Origin of the sequence: Pseudoalteromonas sp. A25, from assembly GCF_009176705.1 — a bacterium.
GTDB lineage: Bacteria > Pseudomonadota > Gammaproteobacteria > Enterobacterales > Alteromonadaceae > Pseudoalteromonas.
In genome coordinates, this window is the sequence record NZ_AP021846.1 from 1,465,722 (window position 1) to 1,480,382 (window position 14,661).

Here is a 14,661-nt window from a genome sequence, read left to right on the forward strand (position 1 = left end):
AATCTATAGAAGATAAATGCATGTAGTAAACGCTTTTATCTTCTATAACGTTGCCGAACTCATGAAACTTAAAACAGTGTAAAAGCTATGATATTTAGCTTGTTAACCAATCTTACAATCAATGAAGTGAGCTATAAGAACGAGTAACCTTTTTGTGTCTTTTTGGGAAAGCTCTCTTCATTATCTACAAGCTCAAAGGCTAGTTGCTTCCTAAACAAGGTTCAATGTAGCGCCAAACTTGGCCACTTCAGAATATAGATCGGGCTGATTACCTTGAGTCCACCATCGTGCTTGATAAACTAAATTATTGTACTCAGCTTTATCTGGGTAACGATAAACTGGTGCTGGTTGCCAAGCTGCGACATGACAAGTATCACTTTGCACGATAATAGTTTGCAAAGTATGATCGAGGACATTCTTACTATCGACCACGGTCAGACGTACACTATAGCTTCCCGGTTGTTTATAAATGTGTGTAGGGTTAGCAAGTGTAGATAACTCTCCATCGTCAAAATACCAATGGTAGCTGACAATGCCGTTATCATCGCTAGAGTGCTCATTAAAGCTGACCTGTAACTGTTGTTTGTTATATGAAAACTGAGCCGTAGGCCCTGAGTCGTTATCTTGATTTGGGCAGTATCTATCGGTTTTTACGCCAGAGTCATAAACCCCTACCGATTCCATGGCTAAAACGACATCGTTTACACAGTAGTTAAGATCTAACGCTGCTTGATAAAGGCCTTGCCCTGCAGACTCAAACGTTGCATCGCTTGTCCAATAAAGTTGATTTGCAAGTGTAAATAGTTTGAATGATTTTTGAATATTCCAATTTGGTTTAGTTGCAAGTACATAAAACGCTTTATTAAATATTCCGGAGCTAGTGTGTACACCTGTATTGGTCTTATATTGACTAGTGTGGCCCATTTTTGGGTTGTCCATATACCTAACTGCGCCTTCTGCTTTTAGAAGTTTGTCGCCTATCTGCCAGTTAAACTGTTGGTGTATAAACTGGTTCACTGCAGCGGCGGTAATGTCTGAGTAGGCTTCGTTGAGCCCGCCAGACTGGCCGCTATAAATTAGTTGTGAATTCTGCTCGGTAAAGCCATGTGCTATTTCGTGAGCCACAACACTCAAAGTGGCTGATGGATATTTACTTTGTGCTCCATCCCCCAAAGTAACAAACTTCCCATTCCAAAAAATGCTGAAGCTCTATTTTGTCCGTAATGCACGCGCATTTTTATTTGGTCTTTGAGTGCCGGAGTGTTAGTCCACTGAGTAAACATTTTATTCGTATAGTGTGCAAATGCGTGAGCATCATTTAAAAGGGAGAAAGCACCATTTACTTCCCTCGCTACATTCTCAGAGCACACAAATTCATGCAAATGCAGTTCGCTCGTAGTATTACGCATATCAAACGTTGCAACATTGGGGCTGTCTAAATAGCAAAGGCCTTGTTCTTCTATTACATCAAACTGTGGTAGCATCTCGCTCAATTCCATAGTAATAAAGCCCCGTTTTACCATTTCCACCAGGGCCTCCCGCTTTTATCGACTTAGACACATGTATTAACTCATCCCATTGGCGCAATAGCAGTCCATTATGGGCATCGAGAATAAAATGTGGTCGAATAGGTTTATCCACATCGCTGTGAAAAGATACCAGCCAGACTAAATGCGCTTTATCTTCAGCATCTAGCCAAATATAGAGCTGTTGTGATGGGTTCTGAAGATCTCCGATACGAAGTTTAGTATGTTCTAATGCCGTTTTAATCGCAAACTCTGCTGTTATTTTTGGCACTATAGATGCTATATCATCGTTAATTTCCGTTATCACGTCACCAAATAAATCCAAGCTACCACTTGGGCTTTTGCTCATGACGAATGACTCACCTAATAGAGGAATACCTTGGTAATATTGTTGCATGCGCATTTTTTTTAACACCTGATCGCACTGGCACTTCGACTAAAGCTTTTGATTCACGCAACAACGAATGAATTGTCAATTCACTCACTATCTGAGCCGATTGTTATGAGCATACTGCTTTTTACTTAACTCGCTAGAAACATAGCTTGAGTTAAGCTTAATAATAAATCGCTCGTTATCTTGATCAATGATTTTTGCATTGACAGCAGTGGAGCTGAGAATAGAGATTGTACATATAGATATGCTTACACACTTGTTTTTTTATAGAGTATGGCTTGTTCATAAATTCCTCATTAGATGTAGATGATAAATAAATACCTACCGAATAATATGTACAGCTCAAAAGACACTGCTATCACTTTATTGAGTGGCTAAACGTTCTGTAGCCATCGATTAAACTCGGTGGTAAACAAATAATTAACATGGCAAATTGAGAGATTCAACAAGGTGAAGAGATCGTTTAAATACTTTGGGTGAAAGTGTTATGTTTTTATTCTGTTGATTTACATGGTTTATTTTTCTTTTTTCTTTAGGGGTTATACATTTTACCTTTAGTTTACGCTGAAATTATTATATAAGTCGCCGTATTAGTCACATTGCCAAATTTTCACGTTACATTTACGTTAGTTTGTGTGTCGGAGAAACGAAAGTCTGGATTCAGGCTGCCCCACTTAGCGCTTGTATGTGATATAGGGTTCGATATACAGAAGGGAGAAATGAAGAAAGGAGAGCCAATGAAGTTCGAGCTATAGTGTCGATATTTCCTCTCCGAAAACTTGCAATGACAATTATGTTTTAGCATTAAAGCGTTTGCGTAAAAAACGAATTTAAGAACACTTATACAGTGTCGCTATGCTGTATAGATATTTGAGAATAGGCTTAATCATAGCTCCAATTGCAGGCACTATTTTAAGTTATTAGTACACCTTACGGGCAAACTTTATTGCCTGTTAACATAACGACCATACGGATAGGTCAGTTGTAATTAATATCGGTGATGTTGGATATTGTGGATATGAGTGGGTACAGAGTTATCATGGTCAATCATTGTTGTTGCCTTGCCAACAACTTGTAGCCCAAGGTTACAATGTGTGCTTGCAGTCTGGATTTCCAATGCAACCGCTAGGTCCAATGCGCGCTGCCGAACAAGCTTGTACACGAATAATGGAATATGCGCCGGGTTGTTATACTCGTCACGAGCGCTCATTACTGCCAGAACAGTGTCTAACTAAAGAGCAATCCTTAAATGCCATTACCAGTGCGAGCGCTACACATTTGGGCTGTGAAGGGGGGAAGCTACAAGTTGGTGGTCAGGCAAATTTTGTCCATTTATCAGATGATCCGCTTGCCACAAGCCATTGTTTTAGAGACCTTGCAATCATAAATTGCTATAGCAACGTAACCTCTTAAAGCTTTCCATGGACAAGGCCCTTGTTCTGGAAGTTATAACCACAAATTAATATCAAGTATTGATTAAACTCTAGTTGTTCACCGTAATATCCCTACATTAAATTCTTTTTATTCAAAGTTTTATCGATAATTTTGCGTGACTTTTATATGTGTTTATGCCCTTGTTGATCTACCTCTATGCGTTAAAGTTATATAAAATATATTGTATACAGTGTTTATTTGGTGTTAATAATATTATGTCTTCAAAGAGAAGGCTTGGATACACAACATACAAAGGTACATTATGAAACTAAATAACATTATTTTATCTCTGCCATTTTTGGGGCTGAGCGTTAGTCAAAGCATTATGGCATCAGAGCATATAGAACCAGCTCTTATGCAGCCTTACTCAGCACAAGTAGTTGAGCATACCGAACATGGTCATGAGCACAGCCATAAAAATGAACGGGCGCCCGTGGCAGCGTCAAACTTAACTAGAGTGGATAATCTAAATCCGACCCTGCAGATGCGCCAAATACTCACAGATGATTCAACACAATCTTGTGAACTTGATGCACTGGCAAATGCATCAGCTACTCAACTCATTGATTTAGTTAAGTCACAAGGGAGCAGCTGTGTTAATGAGTTGTTTTCAGCAAGCAGTGATACGCAAGTTGCTGTGTTTACAAATGCAAAAATGAGTGCGGTAGTGGAGCATGCTAAAGTACTTGCCAGCAGCTACACAGGCAACGGAAGTAATGACTTGACGGCGCTATTTTTGTTCATTCGTGCGGGTTTTTATGTTGAGTTTTATAACGATGCAGTCACCTTTGATAGCAGCATCAGTGCAAACGTTAAGCTATCAATAGATGCCTTTGTGAATAACAGCCATTTTTATGACAACAATAACGACCACGGTAAAGTGCTTCAAGAAGTTATCACAACGATGGACAGTGCAGAGCTGCAGCATGAGTATTTGGAGGTGGTGCGTCAATGGCTAACTCGCTTTGACGAAAGCTATGCAAGCAACCGTAATATGCGCAATGCCATCAATGGTATTTTTACGATTTTGTTCCGTGGTCAGTGGAATGATGCCTATGTTAGTAAAATCAAAAAAGATACTGATTTGGTGAATAAGCTCGTTGCCTTTACGCAAAATTCTTGGATGGTTAATTCAGACTCAGAGTTTTTAATTGTCAATGCATCTGGTGAGCTTGCAAGGTTAAAGCAATATGGCGCAAGCGAAATAGATGCTATTGTAACCAATGGCTTGAAGCAGCTTTTCTCTACCTACAAAAGCTACGGTTTTGGTGATGCGCTTTGGCTAAATGCTGCGGATGTAGCGTCTTACTATGCTGATTGTTCTGAGTTTGGGATCTGTAATTTTGAAGACACTCTAACGCAGCAAGTGCTATCACAAACGCACCAATGTAGCAGTACTATTCGCATTCGTTCACAACAGATGACGTCTCAGCAACTATCCTCAGCATGTGACACTATGGCAGCAGAAGAAACGCGCTTCCACACACGTTTAGCGACCGGGCAAACGCCTGTTGCTGATGATAATAATACGGTATTACAAGTAAATATCTTCAATAGTAGTAACGATTACAAAAAATACGCAAAAGCCATATTTAAAATTGATACCAACAATGGTGGCATGTATTTAGAGGGTGATCCAGGCAAAACGGATAACCAGGCTAACTTTGTTGCGTATGAGGCCAGTTATGCAAAAGCGGATCACTTTGTTTGGAACCTAGAACATGAATACGTGCATTATTTAGATGGACGATTTGACCTGTATGGTGATTTTAATGCACCGACAGAAGCCATTGTTTGGTGGAGCGAGGGGGTTGCTGAATATATTGCAAACCTTAATGATAACCAAAAAGCTATTGATACCATTAAAGACGGCTCGGTTTACAATTTACAGCAAGTATTTGCAACTACATATGATGGTTTTGACCAAGACAGAATATATCGTTGGGGTTATCTTGCGGTGCGCTTTATGTTTGAGCGTCACAACGACGAACTGAATAAAATGCTAGGTAAAACTCGTGTTGGCGATTGGGCAGGCTACAAAGCGCTCATCAATGATTGGCAAGTACGCCTTGATAGCGACTTTACCCAGTGGACACAAGAGCTAGCTATGGGAGACAACACTGCACCTGTTGCTAAAATAAATGGCCCATACAGTGGCAATGCGGGTGAAGCTATTGCTTTTTCTAGCGACGGAAGTAGTGATGCTGAGGGCACAATTGCCAGCTACCAGTGGGACTTTGGTGATGGTAACCATAGCTCGCAGGCTGATCCATCTCATACCTATGACAATGCGGGTGAATATACCGTTACATTGACAGTTACAGACTCTGATGGGTTGTCAAACACTGCAAGCACTTCAGTAACAGTAGCACAAGGACAAGGGGCAACCCCGCTTAAACGTGGGCAAGCCGTTACTATTTCAGGGCAGCAAAATGAAGAGTTATTGTTTGTGCTGGATGTGCCGCCGCAAGCGAGTAATTTAAGCTTTGCATTATCTGCAGGTGAAGGAGATGCAGACTTATATGTGCGTTACAACAGTGAACCGACACTAACAAGTTATGATTGCCGTCCATATGTGGGTGGTAACAGTGAGCAATGTGACTTTGCACAGCCTCAATCGGGTAAATATTTTGTGATGATCAGAGGCTACAATGCCTTTGACAATGTGCAACTGGTTGCTAATTTTGATGCGCCAATCGCGTCACTTCCTGATGCATGTACAACTCAAGCTGCAAGAACAAGTGGTCGAGTAAAAGATGGAGAGCTTATCTGCTTGGGTGATGAATCGGTTATGTGGTTTAGTTTAGAAAGTGTTAATGAACAAAGCACTATTCGCATCGAAACCGCTAATGGCAGTGGCGATTTAACTTTAGAGTACAGTAACTCAGGTTGGCCAAATGGTACAAATGTTGATGCGCGTTCTGATAATCAAGGTAACGCAGAGTGCATTAGTGTAAGTGGTCAATCGCAGTTTTGGGGTTACTTAAAAGTATCTGGCGACTCGCAAGCTGCATCGCTTAAAGTAACCTACAATGATGGCGGTTGTAACTAGTAACTAGTTGGTACATAGGCTCAAGTTAGTCTATGTACCGTTTCCACATTTATACGAATGGCGTATAAATAGTTTGCATTGTGTTACTGGCTGGTTAACACTGTGTACAGGATCTATGTTAATCGAGATAGAGCGACTCGCAAGCTATGACGCTGATACCACATCAACCTTTGTTACACATTATTACAGTAATAAGCTTGCTGTTTATTACCTCTTTATCTTATGCAAAACAACAAGTTAATATCTATGCTTATCATTTAAAACCCCCTTACCTTATAGATGTTGAAGAAGAAGAAGGCCTGTATTTTGATTTGACTGGACTACTTAATCAATTTCAGACGACGGTGGTGTTTAAGCTGGAATATATGCCGCGTAAGCGTCTTAATAGAGACATAGAACAAAACACATTGGATGGATTAATTATCGGTGTAAGCCCAGTTTGGTTCAGAGATCGTCAACAGACTAAGTTCGCATGGTCTTTACCGTTTATGAATGATAGAGACGAATTTGTCTCACACGTTAAAACCCCCTTTGAGTTTGAAAACCCAATTTCTTTGTACTCGAAGACGATAGGTGGGGTGAGAGGGTATTATTATTTTCAAGTGGCACCTGTGATAACGCTTGAAAAAGCCACGCTAGTTGAAACAGGCACCGAGCTTCAGTTGTTAGAAATGGTTGTGAAGCAGCGCTTAGATGTTGCTGTCATAAGTAGAGCGACGGCCGATTATTTGGTGTCACAGCAGCCACACTGGAAAAACGATATTTATTATTCAAAACAGCCACATGAATCTTATATGCGAGCAATCGTCGCTGAAAAAAAAATGCAACCTGTGATTGATAATATCAACAAGTTGCTTATTGACCATGAGTTTCAGCAAGCATTACAAAAACTTTTAAAAAAATATCATATTACCGAGCAGGACCTAGGAATAGCACCCTAGGCATATGATTGTTATTGATATTACCAAGTACCAGTATTTTCCATTGACACCCATGGCTCTTGTGGCTCCAATGCGCTTCCTTTTTGCAATAGCTCAATGGAAATACCATCAGGTGATTTAACAAATGCCATATGACCACAGCGAGGAGGGCGATTAATCGTTACACCAGCTTGACGCAGCTTATCGCAGATTGCGTATATATCATCCACAGAAAATGCCAGGTGACCAAAGTTTCTGCCACCAGAGTAGTCTTCAGGGTCCCAGTTGTAAGTTAACTCAATAGTTGGTTTAAAGCTCTGTTTGGCTTCTTCTAGTTGCCCCGGTGCTGCTAAGTATATTAAAGAAAAACGGCCTTGCTCACTGTCGTATCGCTTTACTTCGATAAGGCCCAGCAGCTCACAATAAAATTTAAGTGATGCGTCTAAGTCTTTAACACGCACCATGGTATGTAAAAAGTCCATATCCATGCCCCTTATATGATTAGAAGTTTATATTTATGGTCAGATGCTAAAATTACAAGTGACAAATGGTTCGGCCTGACATTTGTGCGAGCGTCATTCGCCGTCTAGCAAAGTTTGTTCAGTTTAGGACATAGCATAATTTAAGTTTGTATATGGCGATGTAGTTATTTGTTCTCGGTTTTTTAGCGAACGTATAAACCTATTCTATACTCATTGATAATGGTTATGAGTTAGTGTTTATAAGTAGCGAGGAGCGATGACTGTTCAAAATATAGCGAAAGATAGCGTTATTGACAGTGTGACAGATATCGTTGCTTGTCTAAATACCAGTGATTCTATTCAACGGTTTTTGCTAGATATTCATTGTATCTTACAGAAAGTTACCTATGCAGATAACTTTTATGTTGTTTTGTTTGGTACTGAAGATGGGGTGCTGAGTTTTCCTTATTTTCATGACGTGATGGACGACCTTCGTGCTGAAGATTTGGAAGATATCGATGTGACTGTGATTGAAAATACCCTAACAGGCTACGCAATTAATCAACGGAAAATTTGCAATTTTACCGAGCAAGATATTAACGAGCTTATCGCCAGTGGCGACGTTCAAGTGCTTGGGACAATACCTAAACAGTGGTTGTGCTTCCCTTTAGTCAATCGTAGTTCCTTTTTAGGGGCATTTATCATTCAGTCATATCGCAATGAGCAAGAATACTCAGGGGTGATTGTTGACGTTCTTTATACTATTAGCCATGTGATCTCCTCAGCCTTAGATGCGTTTAATAATCAAAGGGCATTAATCGAAGCCAATGAGGCGCTGCAAATTTATCAAAGAGAATTGGAAGAGCGAGTTCAAGAGCGCACGCGAGAATTACAAAAAAGCTTAGAAGAAGTTCGCTTAGAGGTAACGAAGCGTGAGCAATTACAACATCAGCTTGAATATGAATCATTACATGACAACTTAACAGGCCTAGCTAATAGGAAGTACTTATTTAAGGAGTTATCGCGCCTTTCGTCAAAGTCAGAGCGTACAGCGCTTGAGGTTTATGTTTTGTACATAGATTTAGATGATTTTAAACCGATAAATGACACTTATGGTCACAAAGCTGGAGATAGTGTACTTAAAGTGGTCGCGCAAAGATTAACAGAGGAAGTTAGAAGCTATGACTTAGTATCGCGTTTAGGTGGCGACGAATTTGTAGTACTTATGACAGAGCCATTGCACTTTGGTGTGTTAAAGCAAGTATGTGAAAGGTTACTGGCAGTCATATGTATGCCAATCTCAGTTGAAGATACAAATAAGCAAGTACAGTGTGGTTGTAGTATTGGGGTGGCGGGCAACTACGCCCAAGCATTTAGTGCTGAAGATATTTTACATCAAGCTGATGATGCGCTGTATCAGGCAAAACATAACGGAAAAGGGCAAATTTCTTTTTCAGTATCAAAACAGTTTTAAGTATCTTAAAGGCTTTGCTTTGACGCTGCTTTGCTTTAGGATCGACCTATAATGATTTACTGTAGCTTAAGTTATGGCATTGAGAATATTGTTTATTTTTTGTTGTGTATGGTCGTTGCAAAGTGCCGCAGTAGAGGTAACGGATCTGTATCAAAGTGAGCTTTATGTAACAGATAAAAGCCGAGATACACGTGTTGATGCGAGCAAACAGGCGTTATATAACGTAATTAAAAAGCTAACAGGGCGCCATGAGGGAGGAGACTCTGCGCTGATAAGACAGGCCATGCGCTCTATTTCAGACTACATGCTTAAGTATGAGTATCTTGAGGCTGATGATGGCTCGACAAAGATACGTGTTAGATTTGAACCAAGTAAAGTAGAAGAGTTAGTCAGAGATGCCCAGCTTCCTCTATGGGGCAATAGAAGGCCCTTGATCGCAATTTGGCTTGCGATTGAAGATAATTTTCGCCGAGAGTTTGTTACTCAAGATAGCTATCCACAACTAGAAAGATTAATTTACGACACTGCAGCAGAGTGGGGAGTACCCGTTATTGTTCCTTTACTGGATTTAGATGATTTAAGTAAAGTCAGCATCGCAGAAGTATGGGGTAACTTTTCTAAACCTGTAGAATTCGCGTCACAGCGATATAATGCAGAGCGAGTTATTACTGCAAGAATGTTCCAGCAGCCAAGTAGTAGTCGTTGGCAGTTAGAGTGGCGCTACACCGATGCACAATCATTCGAAGTGAATAAGTTAGTGGGTGATAAACAGCAAATTTTGAGTGAAATGGTCAATAACTTTTCGCAAGCCCTTGCCTTGAATTATGCGATAGACCCCAAGCAGAGCGTTGCGTTGCAGACAACCTCTTTACTCGTTGACAATCTGAACACATTTACCGCGATAGAGCTTGCAAAAAGGCAACTAGCCAGTATGAGTACCGTTGTTGATGTTGATGTAACTTACCGCTCTGCCGATAAAATTCGCTTTGTCATTAAGCACAGCTCAAACTTGGAAGATTTGATAAAGTCGCTCAATTTAGAACAAGCCTTTAGTGTTTACATAGACCCTCATGCTTTTTATCAGGTCGCTAATGTGAGTAACCTTAGGTATAGCTGGGTAGGTGAACAGTGATGAGTAACGAACCATTGCAGATGGCGTTGCCCGTTACATTACCTGATGACGAAACATTTGAATCTTATTTTGGTGGTGCGCAATCTTTAGAGGTAAATCACCTAAAAGCCTCGTTGCAAAATATTACCAAGGATTTTCAATATACGTATTTATGTGGTTTGGCTGACTCTGGCAAGTCACATCTACTGTACGCGACGTGTATTCATGCACAAGAAATGGGGCTTTCGACTATTTTATTGAGCCTACGCGAAGTGATTGACTTTGGCCCTGCTGTTTTAGATGGCTTAGAAGCTCTTGATGTTGTGTGCATTGACGACGTGCATTTGGTGGCTGGGGCTGAGTCTTGGGAAAAGGCCCTATTCAATTTTTTTAATCGTTTTAACGAGCCGAACAAATGTCTGGTAGTGACGGCTGACTTGTTACCTAACATGTTAAATATCAACTTACCTGATCTTGAATCTCGCTTAGCATGGGGGACGACTTTTCAGATCCGTTCTATGAGCGATGATGATAAGGCTGAAGCGCTCGTTAAACGTGCCAATATGCGAGGGTTGGAGTTATCAGACGAATGTGCGCGCTTTTTATTAACAAGGCTAAGCAGAGATATGCGGGCACTACTGGATGTGTTAGATAAGCTGGACCATGCTTCGATGGCAGCGCAGCGCAAGCTGACGATTCCATTTATTAAAACTACATTGAATTTATGAGTAAATAGCAACTGCTGGTATTTGCTAAGATGCAATTTACTTGCAAAGTCGTAACTTTTTACAAATATTCACTATCAATAGTAAACTCAGCCAAGTTAGGGCTAGAATCTAGCCCTTGCTTTCAGTTATCATAAGCGATTAATACACAGCAAATTACCTCCATAAAGATCAGGTATAGAATGAACTTAGAGAATATTTTAGCGCAGGCGCTAGAAGCCGTTGCAGGCGCAAGCGAAATAGCGCACCTTGAGGATGTCCGAGTTAATTACCTTGGTAAAAAAGGTGAGATCACAGGATTACTAAAAACCCTAGGCACATTGGCGCCAGAAGAGCGTAAAGAGGCTGGGGCGGTGATCAACCAAGCCAAAACACAAGTGCAAGATGCAATAAATGAAAAGCGAGAGTTTTTAACTCAACAAGCACTTGAGAAAAAACTGGCACAAGAGACTATTGATGTGACTCTACCAGGGCGTAAAATGCCAGTTGGAGGATTACATCCAGTAACGCGTACCATCGAGCGTATTGAGTCCTTTTTTGGTGAGTTAGGTTTTGCTGTTAAGTCTGGTCCTGAAGTGGAAGATGACTTCCATAACTTTGACGCCTTAAATATTCCTGAGCACCACCCAGCGCGTGCCGATCACGATACATTCTATTTTAATCCTAAGTTGGTTCTGCGCACGCAAACCAGTGGAGTCCAAATCCGTACAATGGAAGCTGAGCAGCCACCACTTAGAATCATCTCTCCTGGTCGTGTATACCGAAATGATTACGACCAAACGCACACGCCAATGTTCCATCAAGTAGAAGGCTTGATGGTTGACACCGATGTGAGCTTTACTGAGCTTAAAGGTATTTTGCACGACTTCTTGCGTAACTTTTTTGAAGAAGATATGGAAATTCGCTTCCGCCCTTCATACTTCCCATTCACAGAGCCTTCAGCAGAAGTTGACGTAAAAGGTAAAAACGGCAAGTGGTTAGAGGTACTAGGCTGCGGTATGGTGCACCCAAATGTTTTACGTTCAGTTGGCATAGATCCTGAAAAATACACAGGCTTCGCTTTTGGTATGGGTGTAGAGCGTTTAACCATGTTGCGATATGGCGTAAACGACTTACGTGCATTTTTCGAAAACGATTTAAAATTCCTAAACCAATTCAGATAAGAGCGAAGTAAATATGAAATTTAGTGAAAAGTGGTTACGCGAGTGGGTTAATCCAGCCATTGATACTGAGGCTCTTTCTGAACAGCTTTCTATGGCAGGCTTAGAAGTTGATGGCTTAGATGACGTTGCTGGTGACTTCTCTGGTGTCGTAATTGGCGAAGTGGTTGAGTGTGGCCAACACCCTGATGCAGACAAACTACGCGTAACAAAAGTAAACGTAGGTGAAGACGAGCTTTTAGACATCGTGTGTGGTGCTGCAAACTGTCGCGCAGGTTTAAAAGTGGCAGTTGCTAAAGTAGGTGCAGTTCTACCTGGTGACTTCAAAATCAAAAAAGCGAAACTTCGTGGCCAGCCGTCTCACGGCATGCTATGCGCATTTGAAGAACTCGGCATGGCAGAAAGCTCAGATGGCATCTTAGAGTTGCCATCTGATGCACCTATCGGACAGTGTATTCGAGAGTGTTTCTCGTTAGATGACGTGACGATTGACGTTGATTTAACTGCAAACCGTAGCGATTGTTTAGGTATCAAAGGTTTAGCGCGTGAAGTGGGCGTATTAAACTCGCTTGATGTGACTGAAGTTGCAATTGAAGCGGTACAGCCAACAATTGATGACAAAATCTCGATTGAATTGGTAAACAGCCAAGCGTGTCCACGCTATTTAGGTCGTATCATTAAAGGCATTAATTTGGATGCCACGTCACCGCTTTGGATGGTTGAGAAACTGCGTCGTTCTGGTGTGCGCTCAATTGACCCAGTTGTTGACGTAACTAACTATGTACTGCTAGAACTTGGCCATCCAATGCACGCGTTCGATTTGAATGCCATTGAAGGTGGTATCAAAGTACGTAATGCCAATGAAGGTGAAGAGCTGGTGTTGCTAGACGGCAATACAGCTAAGCTAAACCCTTCAACGCTACTCATTGCTGATGATAACAAAGCATTGGCGATGGCGGGCATTTTTGGTGGTGAGGCGTCAGGTGTCAAAGAGGGCACTCAAGATATCCTTCTTGAAAGTGCATTTTTCTCGCCATTGGCTATTGCTGGCCAAGCTCGTAGCTATGGCTTGCACACAGATGCTTCGCACCGTTATGAGCGTGGTGTTGATTATAAGCTGCAACGCGACGCGATGGAGCGTGCAACAGCACTGTTATTAGATATTGTTGGTGGTGAAGCCGGTCCTGTTGTTGAGGCTGTGTCTGAAGCTGATTTACCAAAAGAAAAGTCGGTTACATTACGCCGTGCTCGTTTAGATAGAGTGATTGGCTATCATATCGACGATGCGAAGGTAACCAATATTTTAACGCGTTTAGGCCTTACGGTTAGTTTTGCAAACGATACATGGCAGGCTCAGGTGCCGAGCTATCGTTTTGATATTAGCATTGAAGAAGATCTAATCGAAGAAGTTGCTCGCGTGTTTGGTTACAATAACATTCCAAATGTAGCACCAACCGCTGCATTGAAAATGACCACGCACGTAGAATCAAACGTGCCTGTATCACGCATGCGTAATGAGCTTGTATCTCGAGGTTATCAAGAAGCTATCACCTACAGCTTTGTTGATCCAAAAGCACAAAAACTATTGCACCCAGAATCAGACGCATTGGTTCTGCCACATCCTATTTCTGTAGAAATGTCGGCAATGCGTGTCAGCCTGATGACTGGCTTGATTAATGCGGTGGTATACAACCAAAACCGCCAACAGTCACGCATTCGTTTATTTGAGCATGGCTTGAAGTTTTTAAAAGATGACTCAGCAGAAAATGGCGTAGCGCAAGTAGCTGTTTTAGGCGGTATTGTGTTTGGTAATACACATAATGAACATTGGTCTGTGGCGTCTCGCCCTGCTGATTTCTTCGATGTGAAAGGGGATGTAGAAGCGCTACTCTCTTTAACCAATGACAGTGCTCGTTTTAGCTTTAAAGCGCAAGCTAACGACGGTTTGCATCCTGGGCAATCTGCGGCTATATATTTTGATGATGTGAAAGTTGGCTTTATTGGTGCAGTTCATCCACAATTACAAAAGTCTCTTGGATTAAATAGCACAGCTTATGTATTTGAAGTAGAAGTAGATGCTATTAGTAGCCGTAAGCTCCCTGAGGCGGTGAGTGTGTCTAAATTTCCATCAAATCGAAGAGATATTGCTATTTTAGTTGCAGATGACGTAAAAATAGGCGATATTTTAGAAAGCATTGAGAAAGTTGGCGGAAATCAATTAGTTGACCTAAACTTATTCGATGTGTATAAGGGCAAAGGTATTGAGCCAGATTTTAAGAGTTTGGCGATTGCTCTTACATTACAAGCGGTTGATAGAACGCTCGAAGAGAAAGACATCAACCAAGTTGTAGACAACGTGGTGGCCGAGCTGGCCAAACAATTTAATGCATCGTTGAGGGACTAG

General features: G+C 41.3%; 11 protein-coding genes and 1 pseudogene. 8 read left to right on the top strand and 4 right to left on the bottom strand.

The features are described 5' to 3' along the window. Positions 1-210: 210 nt before the first annotated feature. From GDK41_RS06350 to GDK41_RS06360, 3 genes and pseudogenes are all read right to left on the bottom strand, one after another. Positions 211-1,125 carry a M4 family metallopeptidase gene (locus GDK41_RS06350; RefSeq protein WP_152085617.1) on the bottom strand — a complete coding sequence of 305 codons (915 nt, stop codon included), beginning with the start codon at positions 1,123-1,125 and terminating at the stop codon, positions 211-213. 27 nt (positions 1,126-1,152) lie between these two features. Then, positions 1,153-1,523, bottom strand: a pseudogene (locus GDK41_RS06355) (hypothetical protein); the annotation flags it as partial. Continuing rightward, complete coding sequence (locus GDK41_RS06360) at positions 1,468-1,929, bottom strand: PepSY domain-containing protein (protein WP_152085619.1); 462 nt, start codon at positions 1,927-1,929, stop codon at positions 1,468-1,470. The pseudogene GDK41_RS06355 and the gene GDK41_RS06360, both read right to left, overlap by 56 nt. A 1,083-nt stretch (positions 1,930-3,012) precedes the next feature. Between GDK41_RS06360 and GDK41_RS06365 the strand changes: the two genes are divergently transcribed. The 3 genes from GDK41_RS06365 to GDK41_RS06375 all read left to right on the top strand — a co-directional run bounded on the left by GDK41_RS06365 (position 3,013) and on the right by GDK41_RS06375 (position 7,347). After that, positions 3,013-3,333 carry an amidohydrolase family protein gene (locus GDK41_RS06365; RefSeq protein ID WP_232056535.1) on the top strand — a complete coding sequence of 107 codons (321 nt, stop codon included), beginning with the start codon at positions 3,013-3,015 and terminating at the stop codon, positions 3,331-3,333. Between the two features lie 283 nt (positions 3,334-3,616). Next, positions 3,617-6,406, top strand: coding sequence for a collagenase (locus GDK41_RS06370; protein WP_152085621.1), 2,790 nt, complete (start codon positions 3,617-3,619; stop codon positions 6,404-6,406). Positions 6,407-6,552: 146 nt separating this feature from the next. Next, positions 6,553-7,347, top strand: coding sequence for a substrate-binding periplasmic protein (locus GDK41_RS06375; RefSeq protein ID WP_152085622.1), 795 nt, complete (start codon positions 6,553-6,555; stop codon positions 7,345-7,347). 20 nt (positions 7,348-7,367) lie between these two features. On the opposite strand, the gene gloA is transcribed toward GDK41_RS06375, so the two are convergent. Beyond that, the gene (gene gloA / locus GDK41_RS06380; protein WP_152085623.1) at positions 7,368-7,808 is read right to left on the bottom strand and encodes a lactoylglutathione lyase; all 441 of its coding nucleotides are present in this window, start codon (positions 7,806-7,808) and stop codon (positions 7,368-7,370) included. Positions 7,809-8,064: 256 nt separating this feature from the next. On the opposite strand from gloA, the gene GDK41_RS06385 reads away from it, so the two are divergent. The 5 genes from GDK41_RS06385 (at position 8,065) to pheT (ending at position 14,661) form a co-directional block, all read left to right on the top strand. Then, a complete protein-coding gene (locus GDK41_RS06385) occupies positions 8,065-9,261 on the top strand; it encodes a sensor domain-containing diguanylate cyclase (RefSeq protein ID WP_152085624.1) in 1,197 nt (398 codons plus the stop codon). A gap of 73 nt (positions 9,262-9,334) precedes the next feature. Next, entirely contained in the window at positions 9,335-10,393 is a 1,059-nt protein-coding gene (locus GDK41_RS06390; RefSeq protein ID WP_152085625.1) for a DUF2066 domain-containing protein, read from the top strand. Then, on the top strand, positions 10,393-11,100 hold the full coding sequence (gene hda, locus GDK41_RS06395) for a DnaA inactivator Hda (protein WP_442960195.1): 708 nt from the start codon (positions 10,393-10,395) through the stop codon (positions 11,098-11,100). Before GDK41_RS06390 ends, hda begins: the two co-directional genes overlap by 1 nt. Positions 11,101-11,279: 179 nt before the next feature. Continuing rightward, the gene (pheS, locus tag GDK41_RS06400) at positions 11,280-12,260 is read left to right on the top strand and encodes a phenylalanine--tRNA ligase subunit alpha (protein ID WP_152085627.1); all 981 of its coding nucleotides are present in this window, start codon (positions 11,280-11,282) and stop codon (positions 12,258-12,260) included. Between the two features lie 13 nt (positions 12,261-12,273). Next, positions 12,274-14,661 carry a phenylalanine--tRNA ligase subunit beta gene (gene pheT / locus GDK41_RS06405; protein WP_152085628.1) on the top strand — a complete coding sequence of 796 codons (2,388 nt, stop codon included), beginning with the start codon at positions 12,274-12,276 and terminating at the stop codon, positions 14,659-14,661.

What these genes read in the sequence shown, in the direction of transcription:
- GDK41_RS06360 (WP_152085619.1), bottom strand. Translation starts at nt 1,929, where the DNA reads ATGCGCATGCAACAATATTACCAAGGTATTCCTCTATTAGGTGAGTCA.
- pheS (WP_152085627.1), top strand. Translation starts at nt 11,280, where the DNA reads ATGAACTTAGAGAATATTTTAGCGCAGGCGCTAGAAGCCGTTGCAGGC.
- GDK41_RS06370 (WP_152085621.1), top strand. Translation starts at nt 3,617, where the DNA reads ATGAAACTAAATAACATTATTTTATCTCTGCCATTTTTGGGGCTGAGC.
- pheT (WP_152085628.1), top strand. Translation starts at nt 12,274, where the DNA reads ATGAAATTTAGTGAAAAGTGGTTACGCGAGTGGGTTAATCCAGCCATT.
- GDK41_RS06385 (WP_152085624.1), top strand. Translation starts at nt 8,065, where the DNA reads ATGACTGTTCAAAATATAGCGAAAGATAGCGTTATTGACAGTGTGACA.
- gloA (WP_152085623.1), bottom strand. Translation starts at nt 7,808, where the DNA reads ATGGACTTTTTACATACCATGGTGCGTGTTAAAGACTTAGACGCATCA.
- hda (WP_442960195.1), top strand. Translation starts at nt 10,393, where the DNA reads ATGAGTAACGAACCATTGCAGATGGCGTTGCCCGTTACATTACCTGAT.
- GDK41_RS06390 (WP_152085625.1), top strand. Translation starts at nt 9,335, where the DNA reads ATGGCATTGAGAATATTGTTTATTTTTTGTTGTGTATGGTCGTTGCAA.
- GDK41_RS06375 (WP_152085622.1), top strand. Translation starts at nt 6,553, where the DNA reads ATGACGCTGATACCACATCAACCTTTGTTACACATTATTACAGTAATA.